Source organism: Streptomyces actuosus (assembly GCF_016921115.1).
GTDB classification, from domain to species: domain Bacteria; phylum Actinomycetota; class Actinomycetes; order Streptomycetales; family Streptomycetaceae; genus Streptomyces; species Streptomyces actuosus_A.
The window spans coordinates 196,223-214,869 of record NZ_JAFFZS010000006.1 but is presented as its reverse complement, the minus strand read 5'-3'; the positions used below and the strand labels follow the sequence as shown (position 1 = coordinate 214,869).

Here is an 18,647-nt window from a genome sequence, read left to right as displayed (position 1 = left end):
GTGCGTGCGGCGGGGGCGCGTGTGTGGCCGGGAGCGTGCCGCAAGCAGGGCGCGCGTGGCGGGCGGGCGCCTGCGCCGAGCAGGGCGTGTGCGGGGGCTTCTGCGCCGAGCAGGGCGTGTGGCGGCGCGGTGTGTGCGCAGAGGGGGCTCCCTGGCAGGCCCGCCGCGTGCGGCGGACCGGGGTGTGTGCGGCGGGCGGGGCGCGTGCGGGGGGCCGGACCGTGCGCCGAGCGAGACGCCTGCGGCAAAGGCGGAGCGCCGGGTACGGGACCGTCCGTACCCGGCGCTCTCCGGCCCGAGGGGGCCGGGGCCCGATGGCCGTCCGACGGCGCGAGGCTGGGCGCGACAGGACGTTCGCGCCGCCGGACGGAGTCTGTTGTTCCCCTCGCGGGGTCTGTGGCTGGGACCGCGGCGGTCGCGACGGAGCCGGAAGCCCTCCCCTCACGTCGGGAAGGGGTTCCCGGTCCTTCACCACCGCACTGGCTCGCACTCCGCCGCGGTCCTCGCCGTGCCCGCCGTACCGTCGATCACCCCTCATCCGGATCGCTCGGCAGCGGGTCGTGTGCGTCCGGGCCCGGCCTCCCCGCCGATCCCGGACGCAGCCCGGGGGCTCAGTCCTCGCGCAGGGCGCGGACCGCCTCCTCCACGCGGCGGCCGTACTCCGGGTCGGCGGCGTGGAAGTGGGCCAGGTTCTTCTCGATCACGTCGTCGCGGGAGACCTGGGACAGGCCGCCGGCGATGTTCGCGACCAGACGGGACCGCTCCTCCTGCGACATCAGCCGGAACAGCTCGCCGGCCTGGAAGAAGTCGTCGTCCTTGGTGTGCTGCGGCGCCGCGTGGGTGCCGGACCAGCCGGTCACCGCCAGCGGGGCCGACAGCGGGCGGCCGGTCTCGGCCGGGCCGTCGTAGGAGTTCGGCTCGTAGTTCTTGGCGTGGCGGCCCTGGCCGTTGCCGGCCATGAGGCCGTCCCGGCCGTAGTTGGCCGCCCCGCCCGGCACGGCCTTCGGCGCGTTCACCGCGAGCTGCGTGTGGTTGACGCCCAGGCGGTAGCGGTGGGCGTCGGCGTAGGCGAACAGGCGGCCCTGGAGCATCTTGTCCGGGGAAGGACCGATGCCGGGCACGAAGTTGTTCGGGGAGAACGCGGCCTGCTCCACCTCGGCGAAGACGTTGTCGGGGTTGCGGTCGAGCACCAGGCGCCCCACGCGCTGCAGCGGGTAGTCCTTGTGCGGCCACACCTTGGTCAGGTCGAAGGGGTTGAAGCGGTAGTCGGCCGCCTCGGCCGCCGGCATGACCTGGACGTACAGCGTCCAGGACGGGTGCACCCCGCGCTCGATGGCCTGCAGCAGGTCCGTCTGGTGGGTGTTGGCGTCCTGGCCCGCGGCCTCCTGGGCCTGCTCGGTGGACAGGCAGCGGATGCCCTGGTTCGTCTTGAAGTGGTACTTGACGAAGAAGGCCTCGCCCTCGCTGTTGGTCCACTGGTAGGTGTGCGAGCCGTAGCCGTTCATGTGGCGGTACGACGCCGGGATGCCGCGGTCGCCCATGAGCCAGGTGACCTGGTGCGTGGCCTCGGGGGAGTGGGCCCAGAAGTCCCAGACGTTGTCCGGCTCCTGCTTGCCGGTGAACGGGTCGCGCTTCTGCGAGTGGATGAAGTCCGGGAACTTGATCGGGTCCTTGATGAAGAACACCGGGGTGTTGTTGCCGACGAGGTCGTAGTTGCCCTCCTCGGTGTAGAACTTCACCGCGAAGCCGCGCGGGTCGCGCACGGCGTCCGCGCCGCCGAGCGAGTCGGCGACGGTGGAGAAGCGCACGAACACCTCGGTGCGGCGTCCCACCGTGCTCAGGAAGTCGGCGCAGGTGAGACCGGTGACGTCGTCGGTCACCTCGAAGTGACCGTACGCGCCGGAGCCCCGGGCGTGCACCACGCGCTCCGGGATGCGCTCGCGGTTGAAGCGCGCGAGCTTCTCCAGGAGGTGCTGGTCCTGGAGCAGGAGCGGGCCGCCGACGCCGGCGGAAGCGGAATTCTGGTTGTCGGCGACCGGGGCGCCGGACTCGGTGGTGAGCACGCGCTTCGACATGTGGACCTTCCGTGCGGGTGTCAGCGGAAACCTGTTTCCGCTTTGCGGAGCCTAGGAGTGGGGCGATCTGAGCGTCAACAGTTTGTTGAATTGGATTCCGGGTCGCGGTGCCGCACGGGGCGCGACAGGACAGGTGTCAGCGACACCGCGACCCGGAAGTCGTGGGCCGGGCGGGGCCCCGACGCCCAGCCGCAGCCGGGGCCCGACGGTGGGCCGGGGGGGCTCGGCGCCGGGGGCCCCGCCTCGGCCGGGTCTCAGAGCTGCGCGCCCGAGAGGCGCTCGACCGCGCGCAGCAGCGCCGAGTGGTCCAGGCCGCCGTCGCCCTGTGCGCGCAGGGAGGCGACCAACTGGGCGACCACGGCACCGACGGGCAGGGCCGCGCCGACGTTGCGGGCGGCGTCGGTGACGATGCCCATGTCCTTGTGGTGCAGGTCGATGCGGAAGCCCGGCTTGAAGTCGCGGCCGAGGAAGTTGTCCTTCTTCCGTGTCAGCACGGTCGAGCCGGCCAGGCCGCCGTTGAGGACGTCCAGCGCCGCCTTCAGGTCGACGCCGGACTTCTCCAGGAAGACCACGGCCTCGGCGCACGCCTGGATGTTGACGGCGACGATGAGCTGGTTGGCCGCCTTCACCGTCTGGCCCGAGCCGTGCGGACCGCACAGCACGATGGTCCTGCCGAGCGCCTCGAAGATCGGCTCGGCTTCGTCGAAGTCGGCCTGCGTGCCGCCGACCATGATGGACAGCACGGCCTCCACGGCGCCCGCCTCGCCGCCGGAGACGGGGGCGTCCAGGACGCGGATGCCCTTGCCCTCGGCGGCCTTCGCCAGGTCGATCGAGGTCTGCGGGGTGATCGACGACATGTCGATCAGCATGGCGCCGGACCGGGCGTTCTCCAGGATGCCGTCCGGGCCGTAAGCGATCGCCTCGACCTGCGGGGACGCCGGGACCATCGTGATGACGACGTCGGCGTCGCGCACCGCCTCGGCGATGGAGGGGGCCGCGGTGCCGCCGGCGGCGGCCAGGCGCTCCAGCTTCTCCTGCTCCAGGGTGTAGCCGGTGACCTGGTAGCCCGCCTTGATGAGGTTCTCGGACATGGGGGAGCCCATGATGCCGAGGCCGATCCAGGCGATCTTGGGAAGCGTCTTGCTCATGATGGGGGTGCCTCTCGGTGCGGGGGTGTTCAGCGGGCGGCGCGGGCCGGGACGGGCAGCCAGTCGAAGGCCTCGGCACTCGGGCGGTCGCCGGGCTTGTACTCCAGGCCGACCCAGCCGTCGTAACCGGCCTTCCCGAGCAGGCCGAGCAGGTCCGCCAGGGGGAGGGAGCCCGTGCCGGGGGCGCCACGGCCGGGGGTGTCGGCGATCTGGACGTGGCCGGTCTTCGCGGCGTACCGCTCGATCACGGACGGCAGGTCCTCGCCGTTCATGGACAGGTGGTACAGGTCCATGAGGAACGCGGCGTTCCCGAGGCCGGTCGCCTCGTTCACCCGGTCCACGACGTCGACCGCGGCCGGTGCGCTCACCAGCGGGTACAGCGGGGACTCAGGTCGGTTCAGCGCCTCGATCAGCAAGGTCGCGCCGATCCGGTCGGCGGCCCGGGCCGCGAGGACCAGGTTCTCCAGTGCGAGCGCGTCCTGCTCGGCCGGGTCGACGCCCTCGACGCGGTTGCCGTACAGCGCGTTGAGCGCCGTGCAGCCGAGCGAGGCGGCGAGGTCCGCGGCCACGTCGATGTTGGCGCGGAACCGCTCCGACTCCTCGCCGGGCACCGACAGGGCCCCGCGGTCCGGGCCGGGCAGCTGCCCGGCGTAGAAGTTCAGGCCCGTCAGCCGCACGCCCGCGTCCTCGATCGCCTTCCTCAGGTTGTCGAGCTCGGACTGCGCGGGCGTCGGGGTGTCGATCCAGGGCCACCACAGCTCGACCGCGGTGAAGCCGGCCGCCGCCGCGGCGGCGGGGCGCTCCAGGAGCGGGAGTTCCGTGAAGAGGATCGACAGGTTGACGTTGAAGCGCTGGTCTGCGAATCCCATCGGGTGTCGCGCTCCCTTCCGTGTCGAGATTCCGTATTGCGGAAGTTAGTTTCTGCTTACTGGAAGATTGCAGTCGGGGGTCGGAGCTTGTCAAGGGGGGTCGGCGTAATGCGGCCCCGCGCGTTAGGTTGTCCGCGTGCGATTGAGAGTGGAGTTCACGACCGAGCCCTTCGATCTCGACGAGGCGCCGGCGCACGCGCTCGTGGCCCGCGAGGTCGTCGAGGCGGCCCACCTGGACGCCGTGGATGTCGGTCCCTTCGGCAACACCGCGGAGGGGGGTGCCGACCAGGTCCTCACGGCGGTCGACGCCCTGCTGCGCAAGGCCCTGCAGGCCGGCGCCACCCGGATCTCGCTGCAGGTCAACGTCGTCGAGGAGGGCGTGTGACCGGGACCGCGGGCGAGTCGTTCATCGCCGCAGTGAAGCCGCTGGTCGATGCCATGGGCGGCGAGATGCTGCCGCCCGACGAGGCCGGCCCCGAGGACGTGGTGCTCTCCTGGGAGGGGGTCGACGCGGTCGCCGTGCGGCTGCCCCAGCTCGCCGACTCCCTCGACCACATCCTGGCCGCCATGGAGCGCAAGAGGGGCAAGCCGCTGGCGGACCTGGACCGCAGGTCCAAGCAGGAGGTCGTACGGATACTGGAGGCGCGGGGCGCCTTCTCCGTGCGGCACGGCGTGGAGACGGTGGCCGGCGCGCTCGGCGTCAGCCGCTTCACCGTCTACAACTACCTCAACCGCGAGAAAGAGGCCTGATCGAGGCGTCGCCGCGGGGCCCTCGCCCGCCAGGCCGCCGTCCCGAGGGGCGGCGGCTTTTGTAACCCCGAATTTTCAACAAAGTGTTGACGTCGAGTTTCGGAGGGCGTTAGCTGTCGGCAGCCCGTTCAGTACGCAGGCCGTCCGCGGCCACGGAGGCTCCCGTGACTTCCCCATCCACACCACCGGGCCTGGCCCGTTTCAACAAGCTCGAGGAGCCCGCGGCCTTCGCCGCCCTTCACGAGGCGTGCGCCTCCACGACGTGGGCGAAGAAGCTGCTGGCCGCCCGCCCCTACGCCACGGCGGACGCGTTGTACGCCGCCGGCGACGCCGCCCTGGCCGAGCTGACCGTTCAGGACCTCCAGGAGGCGATGGCCGGCCACCCGCCGATCGGCCGCCCCAAGCCGGGCGACCCGACCTCGGCGCGCGAACAGCGCGGCATGGCGGGTGCCTCCGAGGAGCTCAGGTCCCAGATGCTGGAACTGAACCTGGCCTACCAGGAGAAGTTCGGCCACGTCTTCCTCATCTGCGCCACCGGCAGGACCGCGGAGCAGATGCGGGACGCGGTCGAGGAGCGGATCGGCAACTCGCCCGAGCGGGAGCGGGAGATCGTCCGCACCGAGCTGGGCAAGATCAACCGCATTCGTCTGGCACGACTCGTCGAAGAGGACTGACAGCAGCATGAGCACGAGCACCACCGCCTCCGTGTCCACGCACATCCTGGACACCTCGCTCGGCCGCCCCGCCGAGGGCGTCGCCGTCCACCTCAGCGCCCGCGGCGGGCGCGCGGCGGACTGGCAGGCGCTCGGCGGTTCGGCGACCGACGCGGACGGGCGGTGCAAGGACCTGCCGGCACTGCCGGAGGGGACCACCCACGTACGGCTCGACTTCGCCGTCGAGGCGTACTTCGAAGACAGAACTGCGAAGAAGCAAGCCGATGCGCAGCAGGACGCCCCCGCGAATCGGGACAGCGGACCGGGCGTGTTCTTCCCCGAGGTGGCGATCACCTTCGCCGTCGTGCCGGGCGAGCACTACCACGTACCGCTGCTGCTCAACCCGTTCGGCTACTCCGTTTACCGAGGGAGCTAGCTAAATGACCGTCAATTCCCGCCCTGCCCGCCCTGTGATCCTGGGACAGAACCAGTACGGCAAGGCCGAGAACCGAGTCGTCAAGATCACGCGGGACGGCGCCACCCACCACATCAAGGACCTCAACGTCTCCGTCGCGCTGAGCGGCGACATGGACGACGTCCACTACTCCGGCTCCAACGCCCACGTCCTGCCCACCGACACCACGAAGAACACGGTGTTCGCCAAGGCCAAGGAACACGGCATCGAGTCCGCCGAGCAGTTCGGCATCCACCTCGCCCGCCACTTCGTCACCTCGCAGGAGGTGATCCACCAGGCGCGCATCCGCATCGAGGAGTACGCCTGGGAGCGGATCGAGAGCTCCGACGCCAACTCCCGGTTCATCGGCGCCGACGAGGTCAAGCACTCCTTCGTCCGCAAGGGCCAGGAGACCCGCCTCACCCAGATCACCTACGACGGTGAGAAGTGGGAGGTCGTCTCGGGTCTGAAGGACCTGACGGTGATGAACTCGACCAACTCCGAGTTCTGGGGCTACATCAAGGACAAGTACACCACGCTCCAGGAGGCCTACGACCGGATCCTGGCCACGTCGGTCGCCGCCCAGTGGCGCTTCAACTGGACCGACGACGAGCAGAAGATGCCCCACTGGGAGAAGTCCTACGAGCAGGTCAGGAAGCACATGCTCCAGGCCTTCGCCGAGACCTACTCCCTCTCCCTCCAGCAGACGCTGTACCAGATGGGCTCGCGCATCATCAACAACCGCAGCGAGATCGACGAGGTCCGCTTCTCCCTGCCGAACAAGCACCACTTCCTCGTCGACCTGGAGCCCTTCGGGCTGAAGAACGAAACCGCCGACGGAGCCGTCTACTACGCCGCCGACCGCCCCTACGGCCTCATCGAGGGCACCGTGCTGCGGGACGGCTGCGAGGCACGTATCCCGGTCGACATGACCAACCTCTGACGCGGGGCGCGCGTCCCCCGGTCCCCTCGCCCGGGCCGGGGACGCGCCACACCGGAGGGAACACCATGGCACAGCCCGCAAGGGGGCCGGCGACCGCTCCCTGTCCCACGCCGCCGGTGCACACCGAGGACTCCGTCGTGTCCCTGCACCCGGTGGACGACAAGCCCCACCCCTCGCGGCCCGGGCTGCTCGCCGGCAGGCCGGTGCCTCTCCCGCTCGGCACGGCCGACTCCGGCGCCCTCCCCTCCGCACCCGCCGTCGCGCTGCCCGCACCGTTCGCCTGCGGGCCGCCGGCCGTCCGGCCCGCGGCCGTGCCGTCGCCGCCCACCGTGATGCGGGGGCCGATGACCGGGTCCGGCGCCGGCAGGCTCGCCCTCGGCGAGATCTGCGGCCGCCGTACCGGCGCCCGGATCCGCACCCGCGGCCCCGGGCACCGACGGCAGCGCCACCCTGCCCGTCCCCCTTTCGGCTGCTTCCCCGCCTCCGCCTCCGCCTTCGCCCGCAACGCCGGCGTCGTCTCCCGACCCGGGTGCGCAGCCGCCGCGTCGCCCCGGTCTCCGTCTCCGTCGCGGGCGGTGCCCCGATGATCCTCGGCGTGTTCCCGGTCCTCGGTGCCGTCGTCCCCCCCGGCGCCCGTGCCGGTCCTCGGGGGGCGCCGGCATCGTCCTGCTCGGCTCGATCGCCGTCAGCGGCAACCACACGCTGTCGTCGGGGTCCCGGACACCGGCTCCGCGGTCGTCGTCGCGGTGGCGCTCGGCGCCGCCACCGTCGCGCCGGCGGCGCCGACGTTCCGCGCCGGGTTCCCGCCCCGGGCGCGGGGGTGCTCGGCTCCGGCGCACTCGTCACGGTCCTGCTCCACCTGTTCTTCCACCACCTCGGCACCCGGAGCCGGCGCACGGCTCCGGCACTCAAATCCTCCTAGGGTCCTGCCGTGCCCTCCCCGTGGACACCGCCCGTCCACGGGCCGCCACTGAAAGACAAGGAAGCCCCATGGCACCATCGGCAGCCCAGCGCACCGTCATCGAGAACTGTGCGATCGCGACCGTGGACGCGAACGACACCGAGTACGCCTCGGGGTACATCGTCCTCGTCGGCAACAGGATCGAGTCGGTCGGCGCGGGCAAGGCCCCCGAGGGCCTGGAGAACGTGGAACGCCGGATCGACGCGAGCGGCCACCTGGCCACGCCCGGTCTGGTCAACACCCACCACCACTTCTACCAGTGGATCACCCGCGGCCTGGCCACCGACCACAACCTGTTCGACTGGCTGGTCGCCCTCTACCCGACCTGGGCGCGCATCGACGAGCAGATGTGCTACGCGGCGGCGCAGGGATCGCTCGCCATGATGGCCCGCGGCGGCGTCACCACCGCCATGGACCACCACTACGTCTTCCCGCACGGCTCCGGCGATCTGTCCGGCGCCATCATCCGGGCCGCCTCCGAGACGGGCGTCCGCTTCACGCTGGCCCGCGGTTCCATGGACCGCAGTGTCAAGGACGGCGGTCTGCCGCCGGACTTCGCCGTCGAGACCCTGGAGGGCGCGCTCGCCGCGACCGAGGAGACCGTCGCCGAGCACCACGACGCCTCCTTCGACGCCATGACCCAGGTGGCCGTCGCCCCGTGCTCGCCGTTCTCCGTCTCCACCGAACTCATGCGGCAGGGGGCCGAGCTGGCCCGACGCCTCGGCGTACGGCTGCACACCCACGGCTCGGAGACCGTGGAGGAGGAGAAGTTCTGCCACGAGCTGTTCGGCATGGGCCCGACGGACTACTTCGAGTCGACCGGCTGGCTCGGTGACGACGTGTGGATGGCGCACTGCGTCCACATGACCGACTCCGACATCGCCGCGTTCGCCCGCACCGGGACCGGTGTCGCCCACTGCCCGTCGTCGAACGCCCGCCTCGCGGCCGGCATCGCCCGCGTACCCGACATGCTCGCGGCGGGCGTCCCCGTCGGTCTCGGTGTCGACGGGACCGCCTCCAACGAGTCCGGTGAACTCCACACCGAGCTGCGCAACGCCCTGCTCATCAACCGCCTCGGCGCCCACCGCGAGGCGGCGCTGAACGCCCGTCAGGCGCTGCGGCTCGGTACCCACGGCGGCGCGCGGGTCCTCGGCCGGGCGGACCAGATCGGCTCGCTGGAGCCGGGCAAGCTGGCCGACGTGGTGCTGTGGAGGATGGACACGCTCGCCCACGCCTCCATCGCCGACCCGGTGACCGCCCTGGTCCTCGGCGCCGCGGCACCGGTCACCGCCTCCTTCGTCAACGGCCGGCAGATCGTCGGGAACGGCCGCCTGCTGACCGTCGACGAGGATGCCGTGGCCCGCTCCACCCGCGCGGAGGCCCAGCGCCTGGCCCGGATCGCCGCCCAGGACTGATCCGCGGCGGAACGCCGAATCCCGGGCCCGCCGAGTGCGGTGGGCCCGGTCGAGAATTCCGGCCGTGAGGGACGGCTCCCGGCCGGGACCCGTGGATCCGAGCGGGATCCACGGCAGCCGTCTCCGGGGCGCGTGCGGACGCGCGCGCCCCGGAACGGTCACCGTCCACCGCTCACTCGCGCCACCCCCGTGACGGTCCCTCCCTCCCACGCTTGCGGCGGCCCGCGCCCGAGCAGGGAGGTCCCCCCCCATGACCGCCCGCACCGCCTCGTTGACACCCATGTCGACGGCGACGTGGCAGCCGACCGGGGGAGCCGCCGTGGCCACCCACCTCGTAGACGAGAAACTCCCAGCCCTGAACACGGCGACCAGCGGCCTGCAGCACGTGGCCGCCATGTACGCCGGTGTCGTCGCCCCGCCCCTGATCGTCGGCGTGGCCGTGGGCCTGTCCGCCGCCGAACCGAGACCGCGAGGATCGTCCTCGACTCGGGCATCTCGACCGGCTGCGTGACGGCCGTGGTGCTCAACCTGATCTTCGACCACCTGGGCAGGAGCCCCGAGACCCAGGACGTCACCCGTCCGATGGAGGCGGGGGAGGAGATCGCCGCCGTGCACTGACCCGCACCGGCGTGACCGGGCCCCGAGGGGAGACGGGTGGACACCGCCTCCGCCGGGCTCCTCTTCCGGCCCTCCCTCTCCGGCCGTGTCACCGGACGGCCCCCTACGCCCGGCCCGCGACACCCGCCGACGTCGGGGGCCGCCGCCGGGGCGTGGAGGCATGTGAGGCCGGGCCGGAGTCCGCTACAGGCCGAACAGGCCCGGGTCCTCAGCCAGTTCCTTGAACCGCTCCTGCGGGTCGGCGACCAGTCTGCGCGCTCCCAGGTCCAGCAGGCCACCGACCGCGGTGATCTCCGCGGACACCGTGCCGTCCGTCCTGCGGATGGTCTGCCGGATGCGGAACGTCTTGCCCTCCCCCCATTCGAAGACGCACGACACGTCGACCTCGTCACCGGCGAGCAGCTCGCGCCGATAGCGGATGGTGGTCTCCAATGCGACCGGACCGACACCGGTCGCGGTCAGGCCGGCCTGGGTGATGCCGGCGGCCTGGAGCAGCGACCACCGTGCGTGCTCGGCGTAGTTGAGGTAGACGCTCTGGTTGAGATGGCCCTGCACGTCGGTCTCGTAGCCGCGCACGGTGATCCGGACGGAAAACGGCTCGCTCACTGGTTCCCCTTCATTCACGCGGCGGCCTGTGCGGCCGCCGGCCCCGTCGTCCCTGATCCTGGCACGTCGTTCACACCCGGCGCGGCGACGCCAGCAGGTAGCGGACCCGGGTGCGGGGTTCGGTGTGCTCGCCGGTCTGCCAGCCGGCCTGTTCGAGGGCCGCCGCGCAGGCGCCGAGGGCTGCGGTGTCCTCGTCGTGGACGGCGACGGCCTCCGGCTGCGCGGTCGCCCGGACCCGGTATCCGGTGCCCTCCGGCCCCGCCGGCCGATGCCCGGCCGCCTCCAGGGCCAGCGCTGCGGACCGCACCAGATGCGCGCGTTCCCAGCCGCACGGCCGGTCCGTCGCCCCGTCCGGATTCGTCATCCGGCGCAGCTCCAGCAGTCCCTGCCAGGCGCTGTGCACCTCACGCAGCCGGGCCGGCCCGGACGCCGGTGCGTCCCCCTCCCCGCCGACACGCGCGGAGAAGACGGCGCCGTCCGAGCCCTCCGCCGGCGTCGGCGGCGCCGGATCCGCCTCCCGGGCCCTGTGTCCGGCCGGGGTCAGGAAGTGGTCGTGCGGCGGTCTCGGATGCCGGAAGGCCAGCCCCCGCTTCACCAGCGCGGCGAGCTGCGCCGGTGTCCCCCTCACCCGCCCGGTGACGGGGTCGGCGGTGTCGATCACACGCCGCTGCGCGGCGGTCGGCGGACGGGTCACGGCGCGCTCCCTCCCGGTGGTCGCTCCCTGGGACCACCTGCTGCGAAGGCTACGCCGGGGGTCTGACGTTCCACGCGGCGATCACCGGCCGCGCGTGCTCGGTGCCGAGCCGGCACAGCGTCCCCGTCGCCAGCTGGAACAGCGCTCCCTCGGACGGGGGCAGGCCCAGCCACCGCGCGGTCAGTACCCGCAGGAAGTGCCCGTGGGCGACGAGCACCACGCATCCCTCGGTGTTGGCGAACGCCGCGTCCACCTTCGCCAGTATCCGGTCGGCCCGCTCCCCGACCTGCTCGACGCTCTCGCCGGGATGCTCCGGCGGGCCCGGCACCACGCCGTCCCTGAAGAGGAACCAGTCCGGCCGCTCCCGATGGATCTCGACGGTCGTGACGCCCTCGTACCCGCCGTAGTCCCACTCCCGCAGATCCGCGTCGACGCGGACGTCGTGCAGCCCGATGAGCTCGGCCGTCTCCCGGGCCCGCTGCAGCGGGCTGACCAACACAGCCCCGATCCGGTGCGATCGGACGAGCGGCACGAGTCCCCGTGCCTCCTGCCGGCCGCGCTCGGTCAGCGGCACGTCGCTCCAGCCGGTGTGCCGCCCGGACCGCGACCACTCCGTCTCACCGTGCCGGACCAGAAAGAGATCACCCATGTCCCCAGGCTACGAGCCCGACCCCCCGGCTTCGCGGTGCCGCACCCGTGCGGGGTCCGCCGGGGCAGGCCGACCCGAGGGGCCTACCCGAGGTCCCGCCGTACGGCACGCGGGCCGCCCGGACCCGGCGCGCCGCCGTGCCGGGTCCGAGCGGGGGCGGCCGGGGCACCGTTGCCGGGCCGCGGGCCGGCAACGGCAGGTGACCGGCGCGGGCCGCTACTGCCGGTACCCGCCCAGGAACCTCCCGATCCGCCCGATCGCCGCCTCCAGGTCGTCGGCGTGGGGGAGCGTCAGGATGCGGAAGTGGTCGGGGGTGGGCCAGTTGAAGCCGGTGCCCTGGACGACCTGGATCTTCTCGCGCAGCAGAAGGTCCAGGACGAACCTTTCGTCGTCGTGGATCCGGTGGACGGCGGGGTCCAGGCGGGGGAACGCGTAGAGCGCGCCCTTCGGCTTCACGCAGGACACACCGGGGATCTCGTTGAGCTTCTCCCAGGCGACGTTGCGCTGCTCGTGCAGCCGGCCGCCGGGTGCGGTCAGCTCGCGGACGGACTGGCGTCCGCCGAGGGCGGCCTGGATGGCGTACTGGGCGGGCGCGTTGGCGCACAGGCGCATGGAGGCCAGCATGGTCAGGCCCTCCAGGTAGTCACGTGCGTGCTGCGTGGGGCCCGTCACCACCAGCCAGCCCGAACGGAAGCCCGCCACCCGGTACGTCTTGGACAGGCCGCAGAAGGTGAGGACGACGAGGTCGGGGGCGAGGGCGGCGGCCGAGTGGTGCACGGCGTCGTCGTAGAGGATCTGGTCGTAGATCTCGTCGGCGAGGACCATCAGGCCGTGCCGGCGGGCCAGGTCGAGGATGCCCTCGACGACCTCCTCGGGGTAGACCGCGCCGGTGGGGTTGTTGGGGTTGATGATCACGACGGCCTTGGTGCGGTCCGTGATCTTCGACGCCATGTCGGCCAGGTCCGGGTACCACTCCGCCTGCTCGTCGCAGAGGTAGTGGACCGCCTTGCCGCCCGCCAGCGTGGTCACCGCCGTCCAGAGGGGGAAGTCGGGCGCGGGTACGAGGATCTCGTCGCCGTCCTCGACCAGGGCCTGCACCGCCATCGACACCAGCTCGCTGACGCCGTTGCCGAGGAAGACGTCGTCCACGCCTACCTCCAGGCCCAGGTTCTGGTAGCGCTGGGCGACCGCCCGCCGGGCGGAGAGGACGCCGCGCGAGTCGGTGTAGCCGTGTGCCCGGGGGAGCATGCGGATCATGTCCTGGAGGATCTCCTCCGGCGCCTCGAAGCCGAAGAGGGCCGGGTTGCCCGTGTTGAGGCGCAGCACGCTGTGGCCTGCCTCCTCCAGGGCGTCGGCGTGCTCGATCACCGGTCCGCGGATCTCGTAGCAGACCTCGCTGAGTTTGTTCGACTGCCGGAACTCCATGCGCCGTCCCTCCGGAATCTGACGTTGCTTGGTTTTACCAAGTGGAAGCTTGGAAAGTCCAACAACTTGTCTAGACTGCGTCGCATGTCTCCTCGCCGAAGCTACGACCAGTACTGTTCCACCGCCCGCGCCCTCGATGTCGTCGGCGACCGCTGGACCCTGCTGATCGTCCGGGAGTTGCTCGCCGGGCCGCGCCGCTACACCGACCTGCACGCGGATCTGCCGGGGGTGAGCACCGACGTCCTCGCCTCTCGGCTGAAGGACATGGAGCGCGACGGGCTCGCGGAGCGACGCAGGCTGCTCCCGCCCGGCGCCGCGTACGTCTACGAACTCACCCCGCGCGGGAAGGGGTTGCTGCCCGTGCTGCAGGCGCTCGGGGAGTGGGGGCAGGTTGAGCTGGCGGAGCGGCGCGCCACCGACGCGGTGCGCGCGCACTGGTTCGCGCTGCCGCTGCTCAGGGAACTGGAGCGGCGGGTCGGGTGGGCGGGACTCGTCGAGGTCCGGCTGGAGGAGGGTGTCTTCCACCTCCACGTCGGCGTCCCGGAGGCGCCGGTCTACGGCGACGGGCCCGCTCCGGGGGACCCCGACGTCCGGCTGGTCCTGGACTCCGCGACGTGCACGGCCCTGGCCCGCGGGGAGTTGGGCCTCCTCGGCGCGGTGCGCGACGGACGGGTCGAGGTGCAGGGCGACGGCGCGCCCGCGAAGGAGCTGCGGGAGACGTGACGAGGGCCTGTCGCACCATCGGTGCGACAGGCCCTCGTGACGGCGGGTCCGGCCGCACCGCCGACTGCGGCGGGCCGTCGTGACGTCGACTCCCGGTGCCGACGGCGCCGCGGCCCCCGTGACGCCCGTCCCGCCGCACCCGTCGAACACCTCGGGACCGGATGACGTCACGTCACCGGGTCGGCGGTGTCACCCGGCCGGGGGCACCCGCGAGGGGCGGCCCGGGCCGCGCGTGAGCACGTAGCCCCCGATGCCCGCGAGCGCGGCCAGCATGCCGCCGATCGCCGTCCACACCCAGCGGTCGGTCCACCAGCCGGAGGACCAGCCGTCGTCCGGGTCGATGGCCGACAGCACCGCCGCGGCCGACTTGCCGTCGCCCGAGTCCTCGTCCGCCGACGTCACCGCGATTCCCGGCACCAGCGGCTTCGCCAGCGAGCCGTCCACCGCCGCCGCACCACCGATGTCCTTGGACTCCACGCGCACCTCGGTGCTGACGGGCAGTCCGAGATCGTCCTGGGTCAGGCCCACCACGGTCAGCCGGATGTAGTACGTTCCCGGCAGCGGGTCGTCCGCCCACGGCTCCGACCAGGACCGGACCGTGCGCAGCGTGCAGGACAGCTCGACCGTGGAGCCGCCCGGGGCGGCCGTGCGCGTCTGCGCGCCGTACTGGCAGGCCTGGCGGCGCCGCAGTCCGTCGTACACGTCGACCTGCCAGGTCTGGCGGCCCGACTGCGACGGGGGCAGCTTCACCGTCGCCGTGACCGTGGGCCGCTGGCCGGTGTCCGCCGGGAACGACCAGTACAGGTAGTCCCCCGTGGAACCACTCGCGGTCGCGGTCCGGCCCTGCTCCATCTCCGCCGCCGTGCGGAACGAGGTGCCCGCCTCGGTCGGCGCGCCGCTGCCGCCCGACGGCTCGGGCGAGGGGGAGGAGTCGGCTGCCGCCGGGCCCGCCGCCAGGCCGAGGGCGAGCAGCGCGGCGCTCAGCGCCTTGGTGATACGCATCAGTTGGTCCTCCACACCGCGACACGCCAGCGTGACAGCCAGCCCCACACCAGACCGCCCAGGAAGCCGGCGACGACCAGGGCGCCCAGCAGCCACCAGCCGCGGCCCAGCCCGAACGAGGCCACGTCGCCCGCCGGGGACGGGCCGTCCACCACGTCCACGGTCAGCTCCAGCGGCAGGCCCGGCGTGCTCTTCACCCCGGCCGCCGCCGCGAAGGAGTGCGTGACCTGCAGGCACACCGTCTCGGCGGGCGCCTCCTCGTCGTCGCTCTCGGCCTTCGGATAGCGCAGGCCGGTGGAGACCACATCCGTACGGCCGTTGCCCGCGGCCTCTCCGCGCACGATCTCACGGCCGTGCACCGTCACGGCGCGCAGCAGCACACCGTAGTCCGGGCTGACCGCGCGGTCCGCTGCCACGCTCACCGCCGCCCGCAGCTCCTGGCCCGGCTCGACGTCCACCCGGTACCAGCGCTCCCGGCCGAACTCCTCGCGGTCGGTGTACAGGCCGGACTTCAGCGTCGGTGCCTTGGCGCACTCCGCCGCGCCCTCGGTGGCCACCGGCGTGACCACGGGATCGGCGGCACGGTCCACCAACTGGTTCACACGGTCACTGAGTTCGTCCGCGTGCTCGACGGAGGTGTACGTGCCGCCGGTCGCCTCGGCGATGCAGCTGAGCTGCTTGCGCATCTTCGTGTTCGGCACCAGGCCGAGTGTGTCGATGGTCAGGCCGATGCCCTTGGCCGCTATCTCACGGGCCACCTCGCACGGGTCGAGCGGGGCGCAGGTGTCCTCGCCGTCGCTGATCAGCACGATGCGCTTGGAACCCTCGCCGCCGTCGAGGTCGTCGGCGGCCTTCAGCAGCGCCGGGCCGATCGGTGTCCATCCCGTCGGCGTGAGGGTGGCCACCGCCGCCTTCGCCTCGGTCCGGTCCAGCGGCCCCACCGGGAACAGCTGCGCGGTGTCCTTGCAGCCGGTCTTCCGGTCGTCGCCGGGGTAGGTGGCACCGAGGGTGCGGATGCCGAGCCGCACCTCCTCCGGGGTGGCGTCCAGCACCTCGTTGAACGCCTGCTTCGCCGCGGCCATCCGCGACTGCCCGTCGATGTCCTTCGCCCGCATCGAGCCGCTGACGTCGATGACGAGATCGACCTTCGGTGCGTTGGCGGTGGTCTCGTCGGCGACCGCCCCCGCCGGGAACGCGAGCCCGGCCGCGAGCGCGGCGAGCAGGGCCCCCAGCCCTGCCGCCAGCCGTTGTCTTGTGATCATCGGCGGATCCTATTGACCGAAGCCGCTCCGCTTCAAAACGACCGCGGCCGTCAGGACCGCCCGGCGCCGCCCAACAGGCCCGCCAGCCGGGCCCGGTAGAGCACGGCCAGGGTGAAGCCGCAGGTGATCCGGCCGTCGGCGGCCATCGCCTCCGCCTCGTCCGGTGTCACCGTGATCGCCCGGTCGATGGCCTCGCCGGCGTCCAGGGCGCCCACGTGCTCGATCCGGGCGGCGTACAGCTCCACCCGGTGCGCGCAGAGCCCGGTGTCGGGGTGGACCGCGCCCAGCGGCGTCACCTTCGCGGGGGTGGTGCCGATCTCCTCCTCGAGCTCCCGGGCGACGTTCTGCTCGGCGGTGGCTCCCGGGTCGCCGAAACCGCGCACCACCTCCCAGTGGCGGCTGCGGGTCGCGTGCCGGTAGTGCTCGATCAGGACGACGTCCCCCTCGGCCCCCAGCAGCGGCAGCACCACCACGCCGGGGGAGGCCTCCGGCGGCGGCAGGAGCCGGTCGTACAGGCCCAGCCGCCCGTCGGGGAAACGCACCGGGTCACGCAGATGCCACACGTACGGCCCCGCGGACACCACACCGGACGGCACCGGCCGCAGCGCCGCCCGCAACCGCGCCCGCAGCGCACCGAAGCGGCCCCGCCCAGTGTGCCGCGCGAGGGTGACCTCGCGGCGCGCCCGACGCTCCAGGGCACGGTCCGTCAGGACATCGATGCCGCCGGGGGAGTTGCTGAACCACTCGGGGACAGCCCGGCGCAGGGCCTCGTAGCGGTTCATCGGGCGCTTCGCAGACGATGCACGGTCACTCCAGCCGGGGGCGGTCAGTAGTCGGGCAGATCCTCGTTGTCCTGGGTGGTCGTGGCCGCCCGGGCGGTGGGCGCGGCGCCCGCCTCCTCCCGGTAGCCCGGCAGCCTTCGCGCCAGATCGCGGAACTCCTCCCATTCTCGGGCACTGGCCAGCCGCACACTCGCGATCTCCCGGGCGAACCTCTGTTCCTGCCGTCCGTGGATCCGGTTGCGCAGCACCAGCTGCACCGAACCGCTCAGCGAGCCGGTCACCGCGAGCGGCAGGACCGCCCCCGTCACCTCCCACACGTCGTTGCCGCTGACGGCCGTGAACACCGCGGCCCCCACCGTCACGACGACCTCCACCACCGGCCGCCACGGGTTGGGGCGGGCCCGCCGGCGCTCCCGGGCCAGCCTGAGGATCTCGGAGTTGAGCCCCACGTAGCGGTCGAAGACCCGCCCGACGGAGTCCTGAAAGGCCTCCGGGGAGGCCGTCAGCTCGCCGAACGCCCGCGTGTAGGCGTGCCAGGCGGCCGTCTGGCGCAGCTCCCCGATGTCCCGCAGCGTCAGCGCGTCCACCGCTGCCGGCGTGAGGTGGTCCTGGACGGTGGCGAAGGTCTGCCGCCGCAGGAACGTCTGCAACTGCTCCGGATCCTCGATCACACCGGGCGTCGCCCGGGCCTCGCGGGCCTCCTGCAGCACCACGCGCCGCAGGCTGCCCACCGGGGTGAGCGGGTACCGCCCCAGCGCGTCGGCGAGGTTGACGTTGTAGATCAGGTCCAGCAGCTGCTTGATCTCCGCGGCGAACGGCTTGTCCCGGTCGTAGCGGCCCTCCGCGACATTCGTGCCGGGGACGGAGACGAACTCCTCGTACAGGGTGTTGCGCACCACCGGCTGCCGGCGGACGCTCAGGCTGTTGCTGAACCCGACCACCTCGCCCAGACGCGCCCCGAACCGGTCCGCCTCCTGGGGCCCGACACCGACGTGCGCGGCGAGGACGTCGATGTCCTTCGCCGTCAGCCCCTGCACCTTCTCGGCGAACGGCTGGAACAGAAGCGTGCGGGTGTGGTCCCGGTTCTCCCGGTCGTGGACGGGATCGTCCCAGGACATCCGCACGCAGCGCACCCTGTCGGTGGACGCCAGCCCCGCCAGCGTCTCCTGCCACGCGGTGAACCCCTCGCGCCGCACGTGCAGACGGGCGGGCGGTTCCTCGCCCGGATGCCGCTCGTTGATCAGGAAGGGCACGATCGCCCCCGAGGCCAGCAGCCTGCGGTGCGCCTCGCGCGCCTCGCCCTCCTCCGTCAGATCGCGGTTGATGGCGTCGTTGTTGTAGAAGTAGGCGCGGTTGACCACGACCTGGCTCGCGTTGATGAGGCTGCGGAAGTACTCCGCCCGCACCTCGGCCACGCGTTGCCGGGCCACCTGGTCCAGCGACCTCCCCCGTTCGATCATGTCCTTCGTGAGCTGCGCCGGAACCCACTGGTTGTCCAGCGACTGCGCGATCACCGCTCCCGGGTCCAACTGCTCGGGACGGATCGGTGTCATCAGGTCGTCGCTGCTGTCGACGTCGGTCATGTCCTGCTCCCCGCACCTCTTGCGTCGGGTGTCCC

General features: G+C 72.4%; 18 protein-coding genes and 2 pseudogenes. 9 read left to right on the top strand and 11 right to left on the bottom strand.

Features of this window, described 5'->3' with window-relative positions:
- Positions 1–611 precede the first annotated feature (611 nt).
- The 3 genes from JS756_RS10915 to JS756_RS10905 form a co-directional block, all read right to left on the bottom strand.
- A complete protein-coding gene (locus JS756_RS10915) occupies positions 612–2,075 on the bottom strand; it encodes a catalase (RefSeq protein ID WP_205382817.1) in 1,464 nt (487 codons plus the stop codon).
- A gap of 254 nt (positions 2,076–2,329) precedes the next feature.
- Positions 2,330–3,223 (bottom strand): 2-hydroxy-3-oxopropionate reductase, encoded by an 894-nt coding sequence (locus JS756_RS10910; protein WP_205382816.1) that lies wholly within the window; start codon positions 3,221–3,223, stop codon positions 2,330–2,332.
- Between the two features lie 29 nt (positions 3,224–3,252).
- Positions 3,253–4,092 carry a TIM barrel protein gene (locus JS756_RS10905; RefSeq protein WP_205382815.1) on the bottom strand — a complete coding sequence of 280 codons (840 nt, stop codon included), beginning with the start codon at positions 4,090–4,092 and terminating at the stop codon, positions 3,253–3,255.
- A gap of 136 nt (positions 4,093–4,228) precedes the next feature.
- Here JS756_RS10905 and JS756_RS10900 point away from each other — a divergent pair, with 136 nt between their 5' ends.
- From JS756_RS10900 to JS756_RS10865, 8 genes and pseudogenes are all read left to right on the top strand, one after another.
- Positions 4,229–4,477: a YkoF family thiamine-binding protein gene (locus tag JS756_RS10900; RefSeq protein WP_205382814.1), complete on the top strand. Its 249-nt coding sequence runs from the start codon at positions 4,229–4,231 to the stop codon at positions 4,475–4,477.
- Positions 4,474–4,842, top strand: a complete 369-nt coding sequence (locus tag JS756_RS10895) for a helix-turn-helix domain-containing protein (protein ID WP_205382813.1) — start codon at positions 4,474–4,476, stop codon at positions 4,840–4,842. Before JS756_RS10900 ends, JS756_RS10895 begins: the two co-directional genes overlap by 4 nt.
- A 164-nt stretch (positions 4,843–5,006) precedes the next feature.
- A complete protein-coding gene (uraD, locus tag JS756_RS10890) occupies positions 5,007–5,516 on the top strand; it encodes a 2-oxo-4-hydroxy-4-carboxy-5-ureidoimidazoline decarboxylase (protein ID WP_205382812.1) in 510 nt (169 codons plus the stop codon).
- Positions 5,517–5,523: 7 nt separating this feature from the next.
- Entirely contained in the window at positions 5,524–5,931 is a 408-nt protein-coding gene (gene uraH / locus JS756_RS10885) for a hydroxyisourate hydrolase (RefSeq protein ID WP_205382811.1), read from the top strand.
- A 4-nt stretch (positions 5,932–5,935) separates the two neighbouring features.
- Positions 5,936–6,892: a factor-independent urate hydroxylase gene (gene pucL / locus JS756_RS10880; protein WP_205382810.1), complete on the top strand. Its 957-nt coding sequence runs from the start codon at positions 5,936–5,938 to the stop codon at positions 6,890–6,892.
- 182 nt (positions 6,893–7,074) lie between these two features.
- Positions 7,075–7,814, top strand: a pseudogene (locus JS756_RS36650) (solute carrier family 23 protein); the annotation flags it as partial.
- A gap of 68 nt (positions 7,815–7,882) precedes the next feature.
- Positions 7,883–9,268: an 8-oxoguanine deaminase gene (locus JS756_RS10870; RefSeq protein WP_205382808.1), complete on the top strand. Its 1,386-nt coding sequence runs from the start codon at positions 7,883–7,885 to the stop codon at positions 9,266–9,268.
- Between the two features lie 280 nt (positions 9,269–9,548).
- Positions 9,549–9,728: pseudogene (locus JS756_RS10865) on the top strand (hypothetical protein); the annotation flags it as partial.
- Positions 9,729–10,069: 341 nt separating this feature from the next.
- Here JS756_RS10865 and JS756_RS10855 read toward each other — a convergent pair.
- The 4 genes from JS756_RS10855 to JS756_RS10840 form a co-directional block, all read right to left on the bottom strand.
- Positions 10,070–10,492 carry an acyl-CoA thioesterase gene (locus JS756_RS10855; RefSeq protein WP_205382807.1) on the bottom strand — a complete coding sequence of 141 codons (423 nt, stop codon included), beginning with the start codon at positions 10,490–10,492 and terminating at the stop codon, positions 10,070–10,072.
- Between the two features lie 70 nt (positions 10,493–10,562).
- Positions 10,563–11,186 (bottom strand): hypothetical protein, encoded by a 624-nt coding sequence (locus tag JS756_RS10850; RefSeq protein ID WP_205382806.1) that lies wholly within the window; start codon positions 11,184–11,186, stop codon positions 10,563–10,565.
- A gap of 49 nt (positions 11,187–11,235) precedes the next feature.
- Complete coding sequence (locus JS756_RS10845) at positions 11,236–11,835, bottom strand: histidine phosphatase family protein (RefSeq protein WP_205382805.1); 600 nt, start codon at positions 11,833–11,835, stop codon at positions 11,236–11,238.
- 216 nt (positions 11,836–12,051) lie between these two features.
- Entirely contained in the window at positions 12,052–13,260 is a 1,209-nt protein-coding gene (locus JS756_RS10840) for a pyridoxal phosphate-dependent aminotransferase (RefSeq protein WP_205382804.1), read from the bottom strand.
- A gap of 84 nt (positions 13,261–13,344) precedes the next feature.
- Between JS756_RS10840 and JS756_RS10835 the strand changes: the two genes are divergently transcribed.
- Entirely contained in the window at positions 13,345–13,983 is a 639-nt protein-coding gene (locus tag JS756_RS10835) for a winged helix-turn-helix transcriptional regulator (protein WP_205382803.1), read from the top strand.
- 189 nt (positions 13,984–14,172) lie between these two features.
- Here the strand turns inward: JS756_RS10835 and JS756_RS10830 are convergent, their stop codons facing one another.
- Genes JS756_RS10830 through JS756_RS10815 form a run of 4 tightly spaced genes read right to left on the bottom strand, consistent with a single transcriptional unit; the run spans position 14,173 to position 18,612 of the window.
- Positions 14,173–14,985: a hypothetical protein gene (locus JS756_RS10830; protein WP_205382802.1), complete on the bottom strand. Its 813-nt coding sequence runs from the start codon at positions 14,983–14,985 to the stop codon at positions 14,173–14,175.
- Entirely contained in the window at positions 14,985–16,247 is a 1,263-nt protein-coding gene (locus JS756_RS10825; RefSeq protein ID WP_205382801.1) for a VWA domain-containing protein, read from the bottom strand. Before JS756_RS10825 ends, JS756_RS10830 begins: the two co-directional genes overlap by 1 nt.
- Positions 16,248–16,297: 50 nt before the next feature.
- Positions 16,298–17,029, bottom strand: coding sequence for an NUDIX hydrolase (locus tag JS756_RS10820; protein WP_205382800.1), 732 nt, complete (start codon positions 17,027–17,029; stop codon positions 16,298–16,300).
- A gap of 44 nt (positions 17,030–17,073) precedes the next feature.
- Positions 17,074–18,612, bottom strand: coding sequence for a hypothetical protein (locus JS756_RS10815; RefSeq protein WP_205382799.1), 1,539 nt, complete (start codon positions 18,610–18,612; stop codon positions 17,074–17,076).
- Positions 18,613–18,647: the final 35 nt, after the last annotated feature.

Coding starts and splice junctions, on each gene's coding strand:
- JS756_RS10835 (WP_205382803.1), top strand. CDS start 13,345: ATGTCTCCTCGCCGAAGCTACGACCAGTACTGTTCCACCGCCCGCGCC.
- JS756_RS10825 (WP_205382801.1), bottom strand. CDS start 16,247: ATGATCACAAGACAACGGCTGGCGGCAGGGCTGGGGGCCCTGCTCGCC.
- JS756_RS10845 (WP_205382805.1), bottom strand. CDS start 11,835: ATGGGTGATCTCTTTCTGGTCCGGCACGGTGAGACGGAGTGGTCGCGG.
- JS756_RS10830 (WP_205382802.1), bottom strand. CDS start 14,985: ATGCGTATCACCAAGGCGCTGAGCGCCGCGCTGCTCGCCCTCGGCCTG.
- JS756_RS10820 (WP_205382800.1), bottom strand. CDS start 17,029: ATGAACCGCTACGAGGCCCTGCGCCGGGCTGTCCCCGAGTGGTTCAGC.
- JS756_RS10870 (WP_205382808.1), top strand. CDS start 7,883: ATGGCACCATCGGCAGCCCAGCGCACCGTCATCGAGAACTGTGCGATC.
- uraH (WP_205382811.1), top strand. CDS start 5,524: ATGAGCACGAGCACCACCGCCTCCGTGTCCACGCACATCCTGGACACC.
- JS756_RS10815 (WP_205382799.1), bottom strand. CDS start 18,612: ATGACCGACGTCGACAGCAGCGACGACCTGATGACACCGATCCGTCCC.
- JS756_RS10840 (WP_205382804.1), bottom strand. CDS start 13,260: ATGGAGTTCCGGCAGTCGAACAAACTCAGCGAGGTCTGCTACGAGATC.
- JS756_RS10915 (WP_205382817.1), bottom strand. CDS start 2,075: ATGTCGAAGCGCGTGCTCACCACCGAGTCCGGCGCCCCGGTCGCCGAC.
- JS756_RS10910 (WP_205382816.1), bottom strand. CDS start 3,223: ATGAGCAAGACGCTTCCCAAGATCGCCTGGATCGGCCTCGGCATCATG.
- JS756_RS10905 (WP_205382815.1), bottom strand. CDS start 4,092: ATGGGATTCGCAGACCAGCGCTTCAACGTCAACCTGTCGATCCTCTTC.
- pucL (WP_205382810.1), top strand. CDS start 5,936: ATGACCGTCAATTCCCGCCCTGCCCGCCCTGTGATCCTGGGACAGAAC.